The 17,287-nt window shown below is 57.6% G+C and carries 12 protein-coding genes; 6 read left to right on the plus strand and 6 right to left on the minus strand.

Annotated features, from left to right (window positions below; translation table 11 throughout):
* Positions 1–43: 43 nt before the first annotated feature.
* On the plus strand, positions 44–1,150 hold the full coding sequence (locus tag J7447_RS06300) for an alkene reductase (protein ID WP_209169089.1): 1,107 nt from the start codon (positions 44–46) through the stop codon (positions 1,148–1,150).
* A gap of 92 nt (positions 1,151–1,242) precedes the next feature.
* Here the strand turns inward: J7447_RS06300 and J7447_RS06305 are convergent, their stop codons facing one another.
* Positions 1,243–1,647, minus strand: coding sequence for a DUF4345 domain-containing protein (locus J7447_RS06305; protein ID WP_023004072.1), 405 nt, complete (start codon positions 1,645–1,647; stop codon positions 1,243–1,245).
* A gap of 137 nt (positions 1,648–1,784) precedes the next feature.
* Between J7447_RS06305 and J7447_RS06310 the strand changes: the two genes are divergently transcribed.
* The 4 genes from J7447_RS06310 (at position 1,785) to amt (ending at position 9,671) form a co-directional block, all read left to right on the plus strand.
* Positions 1,785–2,756 (plus strand): AraC family transcriptional regulator, encoded by a 972-nt coding sequence (locus J7447_RS06310; RefSeq protein ID WP_209169090.1) that lies wholly within the window; start codon positions 1,785–1,787, stop codon positions 2,754–2,756.
* 201 nt (positions 2,757–2,957) lie between these two features.
* Positions 2,958–4,802, plus strand: a complete 1,845-nt coding sequence (gene ilvD / locus J7447_RS06315; RefSeq protein ID WP_209169091.1) for a dihydroxy-acid dehydratase — start codon at positions 2,958–2,960, stop codon at positions 4,800–4,802.
* 221 nt (positions 4,803–5,023) lie between these two features.
* The gene (locus tag J7447_RS06320) at positions 5,024–6,115 is read left to right on the plus strand and encodes a metal-dependent hydrolase (protein ID WP_152506891.1); all 1,092 of its coding nucleotides are present in this window, start codon (positions 5,024–5,026) and stop codon (positions 6,113–6,115) included.
* A gap of 361 nt (positions 6,116–6,476) precedes the next feature.
* Positions 6,477–9,671 carry an ammonium transporter gene (amt, locus tag J7447_RS06325; RefSeq protein ID WP_209169092.1) on the plus strand — a complete coding sequence of 1,065 codons (3,195 nt, stop codon included), beginning with the start codon at positions 6,477–6,479 and terminating at the stop codon, positions 9,669–9,671.
* Between the two features lie 9 nt (positions 9,672–9,680).
* Here the strand turns inward: amt and J7447_RS06330 are convergent, their stop codons facing one another.
* From J7447_RS06330 to J7447_RS06350, 5 genes are all read right to left on the minus strand, one after another.
* Positions 9,681–10,616 carry a hypothetical protein gene (locus J7447_RS06330; RefSeq protein ID WP_209169093.1) on the minus strand — a complete coding sequence of 312 codons (936 nt, stop codon included), beginning with the start codon at positions 10,614–10,616 and terminating at the stop codon, positions 9,681–9,683.
* A 217-nt stretch (positions 10,617–10,833) separates the two neighbouring features.
* Positions 10,834–11,358, minus strand: coding sequence for a TerB family tellurite resistance protein (locus J7447_RS06335; RefSeq protein WP_023004079.1), 525 nt, complete (start codon positions 11,356–11,358; stop codon positions 10,834–10,836).
* Positions 11,359–11,496: 138 nt separating this feature from the next.
* The gene (locus tag J7447_RS06340; protein WP_023004080.1) at positions 11,497–11,835 is read right to left on the minus strand and encodes a hypothetical protein; all 339 of its coding nucleotides are present in this window, start codon (positions 11,833–11,835) and stop codon (positions 11,497–11,499) included.
* A gap of 306 nt (positions 11,836–12,141) precedes the next feature.
* Positions 12,142–14,328: an anthranilate synthase component I gene (locus tag J7447_RS06345; RefSeq protein WP_209169094.1), complete on the minus strand. Its 2,187-nt coding sequence runs from the start codon at positions 14,326–14,328 to the stop codon at positions 12,142–12,144.
* Between the two features lie 234 nt (positions 14,329–14,562).
* On the minus strand, positions 14,563–15,414 hold the full coding sequence (locus J7447_RS06350) for a transporter substrate-binding domain-containing protein (protein ID WP_209169095.1): 852 nt from the start codon (positions 15,412–15,414) through the stop codon (positions 14,563–14,565).
* 413 nt (positions 15,415–15,827) lie between these two features.
* On the opposite strand from J7447_RS06350, the gene sthA reads away from it, so the two are divergent.
* Positions 15,828–17,228: a Si-specific NAD(P)(+) transhydrogenase gene (gene sthA / locus J7447_RS06355; RefSeq protein ID WP_023004084.1), complete on the plus strand. Its 1,401-nt coding sequence runs from the start codon at positions 15,828–15,830 to the stop codon at positions 17,226–17,228.
* Positions 17,229–17,287 lie beyond the last annotated feature (59 nt).

A 17,287-nucleotide genomic window follows, 5' to 3' on the forward strand; every position in this document is an offset into this window, starting at 1 on the left:
CCAGAAATAGTGAAGCAGACAAACTTCAAAAGGAAAGAAGAACATGTCAGAAGCAAAACTGTTTTCGCCCGCAAAGGCAGGGGCAATCGAACTGATGAACCGTATCGTGATGGCGCCGTTGACCCGCAACCGGGCCCGGCACGAAGACGATGCACCGCATGATCTGACAGTGAAATATTACGATCAGCGTGCCGGAGCAGGATTGATCATCACCGAGGCCTCGCAGATCTCGCCGCAGGGCAAGGGATATGCATGGACGCCGGGCATCTATTCAGATGCGCAAGTCGCGGGCTGGAAGAAGGTCACCGATGCGGTTCATGCAAAAGGTGGCAAGATTGTCATCCAGCTCTGGCATGTCGGCCGTATTTCGCATCCGGTTCTCCAGCCGGGTGGCGCAGATCCGGTGGCTCCTTCTGCAATTGCTGCCAAGTCCAAGACGTTTGACGGGACGCAATTCGTCGATACGCCGACGCCGCGTGCGCTGGACGCCAGCGAGATCCCGGGCATTGTCGAGGACTATAGAAAAGCCGCCGAAAACGCGAAGAAAGCTGGCTTCGACGGTGTCGAAGTGCACGCTGCCAACGGTTATCTGATCGACCAGTTCCTGCGCGACGGCTCCAACAAGCGTGACGATGCCTACGGCGGATCCATCGAGAACCGGACCCGCTTCCTGAAGGAAGTCATGGATGCCGTTGTTGGTGTGCTGGGTGGTGACCGGGTCGGCATCAGGCTGAGCCCGTTCTCCAGCGCCAACGACATTGCCGACAGCAATCCGCAAGCGACCTTCTCGCACGCGATCAAATTGCTCAACGGCTATGGTCTTGCCTACCTGCATCTGGTTGAAGGCCAGACCGGTGGTCCGCGCGATATCCCGAATGGTGGCGATCTGTCAGCTCTCTACGCACTCTTCGACGGCGCCCATATGGGCAACAACGGTTACGACCGTGCTTCCGCAATCGAGGCAGTGGAAACAGGCGCAGTCGATCTGGTCGCGTTCGGCCGTCCTTTCATCTCCAATCCGGATCTGGTCGAGAGGCTGGAGAAGAATGCTCCGCTGAACGCGCTGGATACCGATACGCTCTATGGTGGCAGCGAAAAAGGCTACACGGATTATCCCACCTTGGCAGAAGCGTCTGTCGCGGCGGAGTAATCCAGAAGGTTTCGGGCCGCCCGACATCCACCCCCTCCGGGGCGGTCTGAAGGATAGCCGGTGTAGGGTTTCGACCCGCACCGGCTTTCTTTTTATGCGTGCAAAGGGGTATTTTCCCTGCTGGCAAGCAGGTGAGCGGCACACCAGCAGCCAAGTCCCAACTCCACTGCGGCAGCGGCGACAAGTGGTGCAGGGGGCATGCCGTCGAGGGCCAGGCTGACAAGCCGGCCTGTGCCATAGCCAAGCAGCAAGGCGGCGGACACCAGCAATCCGATTGTCTCCCACGAACGATAGAAAAGACCCATCGAAGCGGCGAAACACGCCAGCAAGATGAGGACGCCGGGTGAGCGAACCTCGCTCATCATCGCCGCGGAAGGATTGAGGGTTATTCCGTTTGAAGAAAACAGAAGCTCCGGCGCAAAGACGATCAGGGAGCCGATCACCAGAAAGGTCAGGGCGGACAGGGCGAGGGCGGCTTTTTTGCTCAGGGTGTTCATTGGCTGTCTCCGGTTCGTTTGAACTGGAATCCAGGATCTGATACGTGCGCCAGATGATCTATGATATAAAGAATAAGAAAACTTGCAGATCGTCCAGATTTCTGGGCGGGTGACCAGCGTTCAAGAGGGAGTTCCTGATGTCCTTGCCGAGCCCGGTCTTGCAAGCCGACCAATCCTCGCCCTCGCTGGATTTTGCGCCGCTTGGCGACGTGTTGCATCTTCTAAGGCTCACGGGAACCTTCTACTGCAATCCCGAACTGTCAGCTCCCTGGGCGATTGATGTTCCGGACATGGGTGGACAGATGGTTCTTCTGGTGGTGACCGAGGGGAGTTGTTTGCTGCAGACCGAGCACTGCGAGACGATTTCCTTGACCGCCGGGCAGCTTGTGCTGTTGCCGCATGGCAAACCGGTTGTCATGAGTAGTGATGCCGAAGCTGTGGCGACGCCTCTGTTCGACATTCCTGCCATCCGCCACAGCCCGTCCTACGAAACCATGATTTTTGGTGGGGGTGGGACCGTCACCCGGATGACCTGTGGTGTGTTGAAGCTCGACCACGCGGCTGCCGAACGACTGCAGCAGCTGTTGCCCCCGCTCATACGATTGGACACCTTCGCTCAGCACGCCGGCCCATGGATCTACAGCACGCTGAAATACCTGGCAGAAGAGGCGCGCAATCCGCAGCCGGGCGGAGAAACGGTGCTGACACGCCTGACGGATATTCTCGTCGTACAGGCGATCCGGGCGTGGCTGCAGAGCAACGAGACACTTGAAACAGGTTGGCTTGCAGCCTTGCGCGATCCGAAGATCGGGCGGGCCCTGCAGGCCTTTCACCGGACTCCGCAGGAAGGCTGGACCATTGCCAGATTGGCGGAAAGGGCTGGTATGTCACGTTCCGCGTATGCCGCGCGCTTCAAGCAGCTGACCGGGGAAGGTGCCATGCAGTATGTCCTGCATTGGCGCATGCAATTGGCACGAATGGATCTGAGGGAAGGAAAGCGTACACTGGCGGAGATTGCCATTGGGCTCGGCTACGAGTCCGAAGCAGCATTTGCAAGGGCCTTCAAACGAATTGTTGGGACGTCGCCGGGAGCGTATCGGAGGCAATAAACCGGAGTGATTTCAGCATCGGCCACGGCTGTGACTGGTAACCGTACCGGAGCGTACTCTTTTTTCCCATTCCGGCCTTTCGTTCGGCAAAAAAACCTGTCAAACCCATATCAGAGCTAAATCGGGCGCGGAAACCTGATCCGCTCCGGCAGCACGTCGCGCCGGAGGGACAAAGGCCTGCACACGTAGGGAGAAACGAAAATGCCCCCGTATCGTTCCAGAACATCCACTCACGGCCGCAACATGGCTGGTGCGCGCGGCCTTTGGCGCGCGACCGGCATGAAGGACGACGACTTCGGCAAGCCGATCATCGCCATCGCCAACTCCTTCACACAGTTTGTGCCGGGCCACGTCCATCTGAAGGACCTCGGCCAGCTGGTTGCCAGAGAAGTGGAAAAGGCTGGCGGTGTCGCCAAGGAATTCAACACCATCGCGGTCGATGACGGTATCGCCATGGGACACGATGGCATGCTCTATTCGCTGCCCTCACGCGAAGTGATTTCCGATGCGGTTGAATACATGGTCAACGGCCATTGCGCAGATGCGCTGGTCTGTATTTCCAACTGCGACAAGATTACCCCGGGCATGCTGAACGCTGCCATGCGGCTCAACATTCCGGTTGTCTTCGTTTCCGGCGGGCCGATGGAAGCTGGCAAGGTGGTGCTGGAAAATGGCGTTGCCAAGTCTGTCGACCTGATCGACGCGATGATTGCCGCTGCCGACGACCGGATGTCCGATGCAGACGTTCTGACAATGGAACAGAATGCCTGCCCGACATGCGGCTCCTGCTCGGGCATGTTCACGGCGAACTCCATGAACTGCCTGACGGAAGCCCTTGGCCTGGCCTTGCCGGGCAACGGCTCGACGCTGGCAACCCACGCAGATCGCGAACGGCTTTTCGTGGAAGCAGGGCATCTGATCGTCGATCTTGCTAAACGCTACTACGAGCAGGACGACGAAAGCGTGCTGCCGCGGAACATTGCGAGCTTCAAGGCGTTCGAGAACGCAATGAGCCTCGATATCTCCATGGGTGGATCCACCAACACGATCCTGCACCTTCTGGCAGCGTCCCATGAAGGTGAAATCGGCTTCACGATCGATGACATCGACCGTCTGTCGAAACAGGTTCCGGTGCTCTGCAAGGTCGCGCCCGCGGTCGAAAACATCCACATGGAAGACGTCCACCGGGCGGGCGGTATCATGGGTATTCTCGGCGAACTGGACCGGGCAGGGTTGCTGCACACGGACCTTCCGACCGTCCATTCCGCAACGATGAAGGAAGCTCTTTCGCGTTGGGATATTCGCCAGACGAATTCCGAGAGCGTACACAATTTCTTCCGGGCAGCGCCGGGCGGGGTGCCGACACAGGTTGCCTTCAGCCAGGAGCGTCGCTGGGACGACCTCGACATCGACCGCAAGGCCGGTGTCATCCGCGAAGCAGAGCACGCCTACAGCAAGGACGGCGGCCTCGCCGTGCTTTACGGCAACATTGCCGAGGATGGCTGTGTGGTGAAGACTGCCGGTGTTGACGAAAGCATCCTGAAGTTTTCCGGTCCGGCTCGGATCTTCGAGAGCCAGGACAGTGCCGTCTCCGCGATCCTGACCAACAAGGTCAAGGAAGGCGACGTGGTGCTGATCCGCTACGAAGGTCCGCGCGGCGGTCCGGGCATGCAGGAAATGCTCTATCCGACCAGCTACCTGAAATCCAAGGGACTCGGCAAAGCCTGCGCGTTGATTACCGATGGCCGTTTCTCGGGTGGTTCTTCGGGCCTGTCCATTGGCCACATTTCGCCGGAAGCTGCCGAAGGCGGCGCTATCGGACTGGTTGAGGAAGGCGATCCGATCGTGATCGATATTCCGAACCGTGTTCTGAAGGTCGATCTGCCGGATTCAGTCTTTGCCGAACGCCGCGCTGCAATGGAAGCAAAGGGCGATCAGGCCTGGAAGCCGGTCGAGATCCGCAAGCGCAAGGTTTCAACGGCACTACGCGCCTACGCCAAACTGACCACCAGCGCTTCCAAGGGCGCCTTCCGGGTTGTCGACTGACAACGAGCTGAACTGAATTTTGGCAAACCGCAACTGCAACGCCCTGCGCCCGATAGGCCGCGGGGCGTTTGTCATTTCAAGGTTATGACAAGGCAAGACAATCGCTTCAGCCTGAAGGCTTGTTGGTGGTTCGGGAAATCAATTCGTCCAAAACCCTTGTCATTTACATGCTTCCGCCGCACATATCCGGCTTATCTTCCGGTTCAGATCCAAGGCAGTAGATGGATTCTCTTACCCAGTTTGTTCTCGGCGCAGCCGTCTCCACAGCACTCCTTGGCAAAAAACTTGGCCCCAGAAAGGCTGCTCTTATCGGCGGGGTCCTCGGGACGTTGCCGGACCTGGATGTCCTGATCCCCTATGACGATCCCATCGACAGTTTCGTCTACCATCGCGGCTGGACACATTCGGTCTTTGTACATGCATTGGCGGCGCCATTGTTGGGCGAGGGGCTGATAAGACTGTTCAAGGGCCTGAGGGACTGCCGCTGGCTGACCTGGCTCACTGTCTTCCTGTGTCTTGCCACCCATGCAGGCATTGATGCAATGACGGTCTACGGCACGCGGCTGTTCTGGCCTTTTTATCCGGATCCCGTCGGCGTCGGGTCGGTGTTTATTATTGATCCGCTCTATACCCTGCCTCTTCTGGCCGTCGTGATCTGGGCTCTGTTCAGGAAAAACTGGACACGACGCTTTCAGGCCTGGATGACGGCTGCGCTGGTGGTTTCGACCGGATATCTTGGCCTGAGCGTCGTCCTTCAACGTCATGTCGAGCAGAAGGCGCAGGATCTGTTCAGGCAGGAAGGCATTCTTCCGGACAAGGTTTTTGCAATTGCGGCTCCCTTCAACATTCTCGTCTGGAAGGTTATCGGCCTTCAGGAAGACCGCTACGACAATCTGTATTATTCGCTTCTGGACGAGGGCGGGACACCGGAGATCTATACCCATCCTCGACACCCGGAACTCGTTGCCTGCGTTGAAGATACGCAAGCCTTCCGGAAACTGGACTGGTTCAGCCGTGGCTACTACAGGGCCGAACTGGACGACGGAAAGCTCGTCATTTCCGATCTGCGCATGGGCATGACCCCGAACTATGTTTTCCGCTTTGCGATTGCCGAGGCCCAGGACGATGGCTTCCGGGAGATCCCTCCGCGTAGTGCAACGGGAGAGGTGAGGGTGGATCCTCAAGACTGGACGTGGCTGACTGCCCGGCTCAAGGGTGTGGTAGCGGTGCGCCAGGCGGAGGCAGCTGTTGCAGGAACTGGTGAGGCCATTGCAGGGCAGGCATGTGCGCTTGCTGGTGAGACTTCCGGTTAGATACTGCAGAGGCGTTGAAACAGATGCCCCTGCAATCCGCTTGTGTGAGTTGATGTCAAACCGCCTGTTGGCAAGTGGCAGCGGAAATTCTTCAGTTTTTACAGATTGTTAGCTGCTTTAATTTTGAGCATGTTTTTTGATGGAATATACCCGGCACGTCGTTGGAGCTGGTGTGGTTGAGAAGATTTTGGTCAATTATTTCAACTACTTAAATTGAATTTTTTGTTCATTGGAATTTTGGCGGGTTTGCTGAAGAATTGGGCATCCATTTTGCAGTAAAAGACCTGACAAAATTAGCAAGACAGAATTAACCTCTCGGCGAAATCATGCCTGTGTTTTCGAACAGTGGGGCAAATACATCATGAGCCGGGCGGCATACACTAGATCCGTTCTCTGCGGTGCCGGTATTCTGGTGGCGGGACCGGCAATGGCCGCGCAGACAATGGAGCTGGCGACTTTCCAGAAGAGCCTGGACATGGTCTGGGTGCTGTTTGCAGCCGGGCTGGTTTTGCTGATGCAAGTTGGCTTCATGTTGCTGGAAGCTGGCCTCGTCCGTTCCAAGAACTCGATCAACGTTGCCCAGAAGAACCTACTCGATCTCGCTGTCTCCGTTCTGATCTTTGCGGTCTTTGGCTTTTCGCTGGCATTCGGCGCCGGCGGAAGCTGGTTCGGGGGATTTGACACGCGGCTGTTCGGTCTGTCCGACCTTGATCCCTGGGGACTGACCATCTTCGCCTTCCAGGTCATGTTCTGCGGTACGGCGGCAACGATCATTTCCGGTGCGGTGGCTGAACGCATGCGCCTTTCGGCGTACATCTGGTGTTCCGTGCTGACCGCCGGGCTGATCTACCCCGTGTTTGCGCATTGGGCCTGGGGACAGGCGCTGTTTTCAGATGCCACGGCAATGCTTGCCAACATCGGCTTTGTCGATTTCGCGGGGTCAACGGTGGTCCATGGCACGGGCGCATGGATCGCGCTGGCTGCCTGTGTGATCCTGGGGCCGAGATCCGGCCGCTTCGGAGCCGACGGGCGTGCTTGTCGCATTCAGGGCCACAGTTCCGTTCTTGCAACGTCTGGTGCGTTGATCCTTTTTGTCGGCTGGCTTGGCTTCAACGGCGGCTCCACACTTGCCGCGTCCTGGCATGTGCCGATGATCCTCGCCAACACCGTTCTCGCCGCCGCGGCTGGCACCGGAGCGGGGTACCTTCTTGGCCGTCAGAAAGACAAGGTCATTCTGCCGGAAAACTCGATCTCGGGGCTATTGGGTGGCCTGGTTGCCGTGACTGCCGGTTGCCATCTTCTAACACCGGTCGGTGCATTGGTGATCGGCGCCGCCGGTGGTGCCGTTGCCATTTTCGGTGCGGTCCTTCTGGAACGTGTCCTGAAGATTGACGATCCCGTCGGTGCAATCAGCGTACACGGATTTTCAGGCGTTGCCGGTACGCTGGGCCTGGCGCTTCTGGCACCCACAGACCAGTTGCCGCTGGGAGCTCATCTACCGCAGTTTCTGGTCCAGTTCACCGGAGCGCTTGCCTGCTTTGTCTGGAGTTTCGGGTCCGGTTGGCTCGTGCTGTCCGTCCTGAACAAGATGCAGCCGATCCGGCTCGACCTTGCAAGCGAGGATCTTGGCCTCAACGAGGCGGAGCACGGCACGCGGCTCGGTATCGGACATGTGGAAGATGCTCTTGATCGCCTGATTGCCGGCAAGGCGGACCTCTCTATGAGGCTGGAAGTTGCCAAGGGCGATGATTCAGAGCGCCTGACGCGTCTGTTCAATGCGCTCATGGATACCGTTCAGAACGAGGAACAGGCTCACAATCGTGCCGCAGATGCCAAGCGCACGCGCGAAGAGGCCGAACGCCTGTCGGCCCTTGCCAATGCCACATTCGATGCAATCGTCATTTCGGTCGACGGACGGATCCTGGACGGTAATAAGACCTTCGAGGATCTCATCGGCTATCCGATTGACGAACTCGAGATGCGCGGACTGTACGAGTTTGTCGACAATGAACTCGCCGGTACGCTCGAGGAGCATCTGGTCAAGGCGGAAAAGGAACCGAGGGAAGTCACTCTGATCAACCGCTCCGGTGAGCGTGTGCCCGTCGAGATCCGCACCCGTGTCATTTCCTATCGCGGCATTCCGACCCGCGTCTCCGCTCTAGTTGACCTCAGGGAGCGCAAGAAGGCTGAGGCACAGATCCTGCACCTTGCCCAGCACGATCCGTTGACGGACCTGCCCAATCGCGCCGTCTTCAATGCCGAGCTCAAACAGACCATCGGCAAGTGTAAGCAGCATGGTATGTCGGCAGCCCTTCTGATCATCGATCTGGACCGCTTCAAGGATATCAACGATCTGCACGGTCACCCGGTCGGTGACATCGTTATCCGGGTCACCGCCGAGCGTTTGCGCCACTCGTGCCGCCTCGGCGATACCGTTTCACGCCTCGGCGGCGATGAGTTTGCGATCATCCAGAACGGCATCCAATTCGCCAATCAGGCAGAGGATATGGCCATGCGTTTGGTCAAGTCCCTGTCGGAGCCGATCGACTGTGGCCACGGGCTAATACTGAAGCCGGGAGCAAGCATCGGTGTTGCGCTGATGACCGGATACGACGCCGAAGACCAGGTCATCTCCAATGCCGACATCGCGCTTTACAATGCCAAGAACGGCGGACGGCATACCTATTGTGTCTTCCAGCCGGGCATGGGGGATGAAGTCCGCCAGCGCAGGGCCTTGGAAAAGGACATGAATACGGCACTCTCGGCGGGCGAATTCGAGTTGTTTTTCCAGCCGCGCATGTGCCTGGCATCCGCGCGTATCGTCAGCTATGAAGCGCTCATCCGCTGGAACCATCCAGAGCGTGGGCTTGTCAGTCCTGCCGAGTTCATTCCCGTCGCGGAGGCTTCCGGACAGATCGTTCCGATCGGCAAATATGTGTTGGCTGAAGCCTTGAGGATAGCCTCTTCGACAATCACGACTGCCAGCATCAGCATCAACGTCAGCCCGGTTCAGTTCCGTGATCGGGATTTTGTCGATGACGTTCGCAGAGCCATCGAAACGTCAGGTGTTCCGGCTGAGCGGATCGAACTGGAAATCACCGAAAACACCCTGATTGAAGACGACGCCAGAGCATTGGCGGTGCTGACACGCCTGAAGGAAATCGGGGTGAAAATAGCGCTGGACGATTTCGGCGTCGGTTATTCGTCCCTCAGCTACCTGAGCCGCTTTCCCTTCGATTGCATCAAGATCGACCGGTCCTTCGTTTCCGAAGCACAGCGCAATTACGGTTCATTGGCGATCATCGAAACGGTGGTCAGGCTCGGCAAGGCTCTCAAGATGCGCGTCGTCGCCGAAGGCGTGGAAGACACGGAAAAGCTCTGCCTGTTGGCACAGCGCGGATGCCACGAAGCTCAGGGTTATCTGATTGGAATGCCCGCGCCGACGTCCAAACTTGTCCGGAGTATCCCGGAAGAAGTGAGTGAGGCGCTCGATCGGCTGAAGTTCGGCGGGCTGCAGGTGTTTGAAGCGGCCAACCAGAAGAACCTGGCCAGCTAGACGCCTGCTTCAGTTCACGTTGGATTCCGACAGTGGCAGAAGCACGGTCCTGTTCAGCAGGGCATCGGGATCGTGTATTTCCGGCACCTGGGTGCAGTCGGGCTGCGGTTCGGTTGTCTCGCCGCGCTTTTCCTTGAGTTCCGCGCAGATGGGAATGGCCGCCTGCCGGGTGCCGTTGACAGCCGTCGTCACGATGTCTTGAAGCGTGCCTTCGCCAGCGTGCAACGCGACAGCCAGATGCTTTCCGAACAGAGATATCGTGCGGTCTGCGGAATAATTGGCTGACTGGCCTGGACCAGAGGAAATGACCAATGCTTCCGGCCTGTTCTTGTTATCGACCGAATGATGTTCAAGAAGGCCAAGGTCGAACGCCTGAGGATTGTTGGTGTCGAGTATCAAAATGACTTCACCAGCAGGAATAGCGTGGATCAGTGCCGCAAACGCGGAAGCAGACATCCAGGTTCCGTCGCTGATCGCCTGAAGCGTTGTCTCGGGCTTGGCGCTGGCCCAGAGCTCCAGCGCATAGTTGGTTTGGTCACCAGTGCCGGTTTGCTCGACAACACCAAGTGGCAAGTTGGCATAGATCACCAGCCGGTCTTCAGGTCCCAGCTTGTTCGCAAGTTCGGTTGCCTTGAGTTTGAGAGCCGCAGCACTGGCGCCCTCGTTGACAAGCAAGTGTTGCCGGTCGGGCCCGGCGTCGAGCCTTGGGGCCAGTGAGGACATCACCTTGTCCACGCTGTAACGGCAGATTTCGACCGATTGCGGGTTCCAGGGAGGGCAGGTTCCAAGACCGAGGATGTGGTTCTTCAACGACGCGCCGTCTTCGGCTGCGGAAGGTTGACCATAAAAGGGAAACATCACAATGGCTGCCGCCACGAGGCGGCGGCATGCGTCACCCCACGACCGAACCCGGCGTGTCCTTGCCTCTGGTACGCTTACGGCCATCATGTCTCCCTGAAACCTGTTTTGACAGGATTTGGTATTTATACTTTTCAACAGTGAAGGCTGAATAAACCAGACTGCGTATATCTATAGAACTCTGTTGTAATCTGTTAATCAACTTTCTTTTGGCAAAGCAGTCTTCAAATCATGCTGAAACATGCGAAACGAAGATGCAGAACTTATCTTTCGATACTAAAGTTACGTAACGTAAAATTAGATCTCAGGCATTCAGTTGTTTGAGGCGCTCGATCACTTGTTGGGTGTCGTCTGTAAGGGTTCCGGTGTCGGCCTTTCCCACCGCACTGACCATGCGGATCAAATCTGGCAGAGTGTCGCGACCGCCAAGATTTACCGTACGTTTGATGAGGCGCCGGATCATGTCGTCCGGATTGCTGCTCTGGTTGGCGAGCCATTTGGCAAACTGGAACAGTTCCTCCACTTCACCGGCAGGCATTGCAAACACCGACTGAAGCTGTTCCAGGATCATATCCTGTTCGGCTCTGGAAATGCCGCCATCGGTTTCGGCGACAAGGACCAGGAGAGCTGCAGCCGAAACACGAGGGTCATCGACACCTTCCGCCGGGTGTTGGTTTGCTCGTGTCCTGAAACCGAAACGCCGCGCGGCTGCCTTGATGTCTTGAGCAGCATCAAGCACCACCCTGGTGTTGTCGGCAACCCTGCGAACTCGATAGATCCAAAAAGCGCCAGCGGCTAAAATGCCAAGAGCTGCAAGCAGAATATGCAAGGAAAATCTCCTTCAAAAAAACTGCGTCAGCTTTACCTCAGGTTGCGGGAAAAATCGTGACAAAAATCACGAGGGTGCCGGGAGTTGAAAGAAAAAAAAGCCGCGCCGGTTCGGCGCGACTGTTTTTCGACGGCTCAATTAGGAATCGTTGCCGTCGGTCTTGTCCATGAGCGGCTGGTTGGTTGCCTGATTGCCGTCCAGGTCCATTTTGGTTGAAGCGTGGTTTTCAACACGGCCTTCAACCTGCTGTTCGGCGGTCAACGGTTCGTCGCCGTCAAGATCGCCCACCATTGCTTTGGGGGCATCAACCGGTGCGTCAGCCGCAGCTGCTGCGTTTGCTTCAGGACATGCAACGATTGGCTTGTCGCCGCTTCCGTCGCTGCCGCAAGGGTCTTCCGCCTGTGCGAAGCTGACCATTGCCGTGGAGGCGATGAATGCGCTCATGAGCGGAACGATTGTCTTCTTAAGGGTAAGCATTGGTTTTCTCCTTTGCTTCGTGAGACACCTGCAACTCGCTGAAACCTGACTTGAGGTCCGTGCCGTTGAGGCGGTCGGGGAGAAAATGCAATGACACCCGGTATCGTTCCTGATTTTTCAGTCACGAAATTTTCAGATGTGGAACACCAAGTTTCAGGAACGAAATGGGCCGGCACCATTCGCGCGCGTGGGTAAACGGTATTGAGAAACAAGACGTTGAATGGAAAAAGTGAAACGGCGCCATCAACGGCGCCGTTCGTGAGTTCAACGTATGGAGAGGGCTGACATTGTCCTGGCGCTCGCAAATCAGGAAGCTGCAGCCACCTGTTGGTCTTTTGACGCAACAAGGCGTGTAACCACGTTTTCTATTATCTTGTGGCCGGCATCCTGATCCAGAGACATGATCGACTCCGGATGGAATTGCACCGCCGCGATCGCTTCTTTCTCGTGTTCTATCGCCATCACGATCCCGTCGTCGGTTTCCGCAGTCACGCGGATATCTGCCGGCACCGTTTCCCGTTTGGCGTAAAGCGAGTGGTAGCGGCCGACGACCACCGGGGCGTTGAGACCTTCAAACAGCAACGAGTTTCCGGAAACGGAAATCGGCGAAGGCTTGCCGTGCATCGGTACGTCAAGCTGGCCCAGTTCCGCCCCGAAGTATTCGGAGAGCGCCTGCAGCCCGAGGCAGACACCGAAGATGGGCAAGGCGCGCGCGCGAGCCCGGCCGATGGTGGCGGCACAGTCGAAGTCCTTGGGATTGCCTGGGCCGGGAGACAGGACCACCAGATCCGGATTGACGTCGTGAAAGACGTGGTCTGCCACCGGGGTTCGATAGGTAACGACATCTGCGCCGGTCTGGCGGAAATAGTTGGCAAGCGTGTGCACGAAACTGTCTTCGTGATCGACCAGCAGGATCTTCATACCTTTGCCGGGTTTCCGGTCCTCACGCTTCTCCTGCGCGTTGACGGCAAGACCGGCCTCGCGAACGGCTGCCCGCATGGCTTCCGCCTTCAGTTCGGTTTCGGCTTCCTCGTCTTCCGGAACACTGTCGTACAGCAGGGTCGCGCCGGCACGGATCTGGGCTGTGCCATCCTTGATGCGCACGGTGCGCAACGTCAGGCCGGTGTTCATGTCTCCGTTGAAGAGCACGGCACCAATTGCGCCGCCATACCAGGCGCGTGGGGACTTTTCATGGTCTTCGATAAACTGCATGGCCCAGCGTTTGGGCGCGCCTGTCACGGTCACCGCCCAGGTGTGGGAGAGGAAAGCATCGAGCGCATCCATGTCTTCACGCAGGATGCCTTCTATGTGGTCCACAGTATGGATCAGCCGGGAGTACATCTCGATCTGCCGCCGCCCGATCACCCGAACGGAGCCGGGAACGCAGACGCGGCTCTTGTCGTTGCGGTCGACATCGGAACACATGGTCAGTTCCGCTTCGTCCTTGGCAGAGTTCAGCAGCTTGCGGATCTGGGCTTCGTCTTCAATGGCGTTCTTGCCGCGCCGGATCGTTCCGGAAATCGGGCAGGTTTCCACCCGGCGACCACCGGTGACCCGCACGTACATTTCCGGCGAAGCGCCGACGAGATATTCCTGATTGCCGAGATTGAAGAAGAATGAATAGGGGGAAGGGTTGATCTGGGCGAGGCGCCGCGAAACGGCGGACGGTGGATTGGCGCAGGGCTCGTAGAAGGTCTGGCCGGGCACGGTCTCGAACAGATCGCCCCGGCGGAAGTAGTCCTTGGCCTTTTCGACGAGCTTTGCATATTCGCCAGGTTCATGATCGCCGCGGCCCGGGTCGCGGTTCGCCGGCGTATATTGCTGCTTGGCTCCCGTCCGCTCCATTCCCTTGGTGGTACGACCACCGACAACAAAGTCATATTCCAGCACGTAGGCGCGCTTGCCGTGGTGATCGACGATCAGGATCTCATCCGGCAAAAACAGGACGACGTCGCGCTGGTCGTCCGGTCGGTCGAGCTTCTGTTCGATGGGCTCGAACTGAAAGGCAACGTCATAGCCGAAGGCGCCGTAGAGCCCTAGCTGGTCATCGCCACAGGCGAACATGTCCTTCAGGGCACGGATGATCGAAAAGGTAGACGGCTGGCGTGAGCGTTCTTCCTCGTTGAACAACCGGTCGGGCCGCTTGACCGTTAGCTGGATCTTGCCGGTGTCGGCATTGAACGTGTCCACATCGTCATGTTTTTTCAGCACTTCGGCAATTGCCGGCAGCAGCAGGCGGCCGCGGTCGTTCAACGCACGGATCTCGACGTTTCTGTCCGTTGCTTCCATCACCAGGGGCGGGTTCACTAGCGCCATGTCCCAGCGAGTATACCGTCCGGGATATTCATAGGAGGAGGAAAGGACCGCCCCCATTTCGGCATCCAGCCGGTCGATCCATTCCGACGTTCCGGTTTCGTAGTCGGAAGGGCGCGATGTGCGCAGGATGGTGATCCCGCAATCGGTTTCATAGGTCTGGTCTGCCAGCACCGGCATGTCTCTGGTCCCGTTCTGGTGGCTGCCTTTGTGACGGCCTTATAAAGAACCAAGGCCGCCAGCGGTGTCCCGCGGCGGCCTTTGGTTTGATACTCGATCCCTTCAGAGCATGACTGATCGCTGGCCGCCTATTTCGCGCGACGCCACCACCAAGCTGCTTTCAGGTTCATGTTCATGGCAAGAGGGATAGATTATACGCTTCTGGATGGCAATGAAAAAAGACTACCTGACGTTTTACCGGCTTTTCCAGTGCGGCGCGGGGCGCCCATCTTTCAGACCGTGCTTCAGCCATTCGTCCCAGGCTGCATCGATATCATCATAAGTCCCATTCTCCTGTATGGCGTGCAGTCCCTCATCGAGAAGGGCTGCTACCGCGCTTGAGCGCTCGGGTGTCAATTTGGAAAACGACACGAAAAGACCGAACCTTGCGAGTTCGTGGACAGCCTTGGGGGCTGGGGAAATGAGATCCTGACTGTTGCTGATGTGAAAGTCCGCAACCTTTTCGTAAGCGACGGCGTAGTCGGTTCGCCTCTTCGCTACGAGCGCAAGTGTCTGCAGATCGGAATCCACTTCAACCTTCGAGATCGTCTCATCGGCATCGAAGGCGTCGGTGTAGGTGTACCCTCTGACCACGGAGAAGGTCTTGTCTTTCAAGAAATCGGGATGAAATTTCGCCGTGTTGTCCGGATGGCTGTAAACCAGGATCTTTCCGAAAAAGAGCGGTGTCTGGTGAAAAATGAAATTGCGCTTGTTTTCATCCGAGCCGGTGGTGTCGAAGCAGCCAAGCTGTCTGCCCTGCGCGACCTCACGTATGCACCTGTTGTACGGCATGACGTGGAGCGTGACGTCGCAGTGCTTTGCGCTCAAGGCGGCGGTTACTAGATCCACTGCAAATCCGCGTAGCTCTCCCTCATGAAGGCCTGAATAGGGAAAAAAGGCATCTTCCGCTGCAAGAACGATCTCTTCATGCATCGGGCATTGGCCGGATTGTTCCGCCTTCGCGTTATCGATCGGCGACAGCAGCATCGCACTGAATAGAACCAACGCATGCGGCAGCCTGACTGTAATACGTTCAAGCAATGCCATTGCCCGGCACGCCGTCTGGGAAGGCGATGATCCCATTTCGGTGGTCGACCCTTTCAGTGTTGGGAAACCCGTTCACGCCTGGCTGTCGTGAAGGTCCTTCATATTTACGTTTCGCTCTCGAACTTCAGCTTCCTGAAAGGTCGCATGAAATGTGAGGGGAATGGCTCGGCAGAGACCGAGAATCTCATCGATGGCGAGTATATAGACGACCGACCGTGTTTGTCTTGCAACCTGGATACAAGTTCTGGTCAGGACCGGCTTCTCCACCAAAGCTCTCGGAAAACCTTCATTTTCCGCTTGCCTTCTTGACCCTTCCGCCAAGATGCTGTTTTTGCAGTGCAGCGATTTTCAACAAGGTGCCTCCGCACGAACGGAGGCCGAGTGGCTGACAGAAAACTGGCAGTGAGGGGCACATGGAACACTACGATCTGGTTGTGATCGGCAGCGGACCGGCCGGGCGCCGGGCGGCGATCCAGGCGGCAAAATTCGGATACAATGTTCTGGTGGTGGAACGCGGACGGCGGGTCGGCGGCGTTTCGGTGCACACCGGGACCATTCCTTCCAAGACTTTGCGTGAGACCGTGCTCAACCTGACCGGATGGCGCGAACGAGGCTTCTACGGTCGCTCCTACCGGGTGAAGGAAGACCTGACGGCGGCGGACCTTCGTGCGCGGTTGCACATCACCCTCAATCATGAGGTCGAGGTTCTGGAGCACCAGTTTGCCAGAAACAAGGTCGATACGATCCGGGGCGAGGCAAGGTTCATCGAGCCGCACAAGATCGAAGTGGAGGGCGATGCCGGGGAAGTTCATTTCATCACTTCGGACAAGTTCATCATCGCCGTCGGCACCAAGCCCTTCCGCCCCGACTATGTTCCCTTTGATGGAGAATATGTTCTCGACAGCGACGAGATCCTCGAGCTTGGCGAATTGCCCCGGTCGGTCGCTGTCATCGGCGCAGGTGTTATCGGTGTCGAATATGCCTCGATATTTTCCGCGCTCGATGTACACGTGACACTGATCGAGCCGCGCGAAACGATGCTCGACTTCCTGGACAAGGAGCTCGTTGCCGATTTCACGCATCAGCTCCGGGACCGCGGAATTGCGCTGCGCTTCGGGGCAAAGGTCCAGAAGATCGAAAAACACGGTCCCGCAGAATGTGAAATCACGCTGGAAGGCGGCCGTAGTGTCCGGTCCAACGTCATCCTGTTTGCGGCAGGGCGCATGGGCGCGACCCCGAACCTGAACCTGCAAAGCTGCGGCCTGGAAGTGGACCACCGTGGTCGTCTGAAGGTCGATCCGATGACTTTCCAGACCGACGTGCCGCATATCTATGCGGCTGGAGATGTCATCGGTTTTCCGAGCCTTGCCTCGACATCCATGGAGCAGGGGCGCATCGCAGCCTGCCAGGCCTTGGGAGAAAAGGCCTACGATCCGCCAGAGTATTTTCCCTATGGCATCTATGCGGTTCCGGAAATTTCGACCGTCGGCATGACCGAGGAGGAGATCAAGGAACGCGGCATTCCCTACGAGTGCGGCGTTGCCCGTTTCCGCGAAACGTCACGCGGCCACATCATGGGTCTTGATACCGGCATGCTGAAGATGATCTTCTCGCTCAAGACCCGCCGGCTTCTGGGATGTCATATTGTGGGCGAGGGCGCGACCGAACTGGTTCACATCGGTCAGGCCGTTCTCAATCTGCGTGGTACGCTGGAGTATTTCGTCGAAAATACCTTCAATTACCCGACACTGGCCGAGGCCTACAAGATCGCCGCGCTCGATGCCTGGAACCGTATGCCGCCACTGGATCACTGAACCAGCGGTGGCGGCCTTGTCTGACGAGCTCTTGCAGATCAACTGGAATAAGGCGGATG

It is taken from the genome of Labrenzia sp. R5_0 (assembly GCF_017743835.1).
GTDB classification, from domain to species: Bacteria; Pseudomonadota; Alphaproteobacteria; order Rhizobiales; family Stappiaceae; genus Roseibium; species Roseibium algicola.

Excerpts from the sequence above, each read along its gene's own strand:
- J7447_RS06300 (WP_209169089.1), top strand. The coding sequence starts at position 44 with ATGTCAGAAGCAAAACTGTTTTCGCCCGCAAAGGCAGGGGCAATCGAA.
- J7447_RS06305 (WP_023004072.1), bottom strand. The coding sequence starts at position 1,647 with ATGAACACCCTGAGCAAAAAAGCCGCCCTCGCCCTGTCCGCCCTGACC.
- J7447_RS06310 (WP_209169090.1), top strand. The coding sequence starts at position 1,785 with ATGTCCTTGCCGAGCCCGGTCTTGCAAGCCGACCAATCCTCGCCCTCG.
- ilvD (WP_209169091.1), top strand. The coding sequence starts at position 2,958 with ATGCCCCCGTATCGTTCCAGAACATCCACTCACGGCCGCAACATGGCT.
- J7447_RS06320 (WP_152506891.1), top strand. The coding sequence starts at position 5,024 with ATGGATTCTCTTACCCAGTTTGTTCTCGGCGCAGCCGTCTCCACAGCA.
- amt (WP_209169092.1), top strand. The coding sequence starts at position 6,477 with ATGAGCCGGGCGGCATACACTAGATCCGTTCTCTGCGGTGCCGGTATT.
- J7447_RS06330 (WP_209169093.1), bottom strand. The coding sequence starts at position 10,616 with ATGGCCGTAAGCGTACCAGAGGCAAGGACACGCCGGGTTCGGTCGTGG.
- J7447_RS06340 (WP_023004080.1), bottom strand. The coding sequence starts at position 11,835 with ATGCTTACCCTTAAGAAGACAATCGTTCCGCTCATGAGCGCATTCATC.
- J7447_RS06345 (WP_209169094.1), bottom strand. The coding sequence starts at position 14,328 with ATGCCGGTGCTGGCAGACCAGACCTATGAAACCGATTGCGGGATCACC.
- J7447_RS06350 (WP_209169095.1), bottom strand. The coding sequence starts at position 15,414 with ATGGCATTGCTTGAACGTATTACAGTCAGGCTGCCGCATGCGTTGGTT.
- sthA (WP_023004084.1), top strand. The coding sequence starts at position 15,828 with ATGGAACACTACGATCTGGTTGTGATCGGCAGCGGACCGGCCGGGCGC.